The organism is Silvimonas sp. JCM 19000 (assembly GCF_054652575.1).
In genome coordinates, this window is record NZ_BAAIHC010000062.1 from 1 (window position 1) to 908 (window position 908).

1 protein-coding gene is annotated in these 908 nt (G+C 54.6%); it reads left to right on the forward strand.

What is annotated here, in order from left to right; all coding sequences use genetic code 11:
• On the forward strand, nt 1-271 hold a 271-nt coding region (locus ACYQ1A_RS21795; protein ID WP_499365822.1), incomplete at its 5' end, for a hypothetical protein.
• Nucleotides 272-908 lie beyond the last annotated feature (637 nt).

The following is a 908-nucleotide window of genomic DNA, read 5'->3' on the forward strand; positions in this document are numbered from 1 at the left end:
TGGGAAACAATCTCAAGTTGTTGTCATAACGGACGATAAAAGTCGTTGTGTGGTCGACGGCAGCGGCCGTTCGCCCATCCTGCTAACACGGAACGCAGCCAGCAACTGGGCATCCAATTCCGTTTCACCGGATCAAGCCATGGCGCTGCTACTCAATGGTCGCTACAAGCCGGACCTTGTGCACTACCGGGTGTCGTTCCGGGTAAACAACACAGAACCAAACGACCGGGAGTTGCTGCGGCGACTACAACCCGGCCAGGAAAACTATTAAGCGCATACGAGGGCTACCGTGGGTGACTTTACCGAGAGCGATATCTTGTTGATGCTGACACAGGCGTGGCGACACGGCTTCCAGTGCGCAGCGCAGGCCAAGGGTGACGTATGGAACGATAATCCCTGGTATTTTGAAGACGCTTGCAACGACGATCTGGTGGCTATCATCAGCGGCCGGGCAGAAGAGCTAGGGCCGATCGGGGAGCTCGCGCGGGAAAGAAATATACGGCCGAACCACCCGGATCGTTGATGTGTGCGCATCGAGTTGGGGAGCAGTCCCAGGCTGCAGCTGAACGTATCAAAGCTGCTTTCGGAGGAAAAAACAAACCCGCCGATTGAGCTCTCAAATCGGCGGGCGAAAGCACCTCGGACGGTGAGGCACTGATATATAACTAGCGTACGCACGCGGTAAAACAAGTGCGCTTCCAACCGCAAATATTTCTGTCGTAGTTATCGTGTCTAAGTAACATCCGAGCCGTGCTTTTGCACCCCATGCAATGCACGTTTGCGGTTACTGCAGAAAGCCACGCCAGCCCTATACCCCATGCATAACGGCCCATAAAGGACGTTTCTTGGCGTCTCGCCATTAGCTCTCGAACAGGTGGGCAACAAGGTTTTTCGTCGCCATTTTCTCA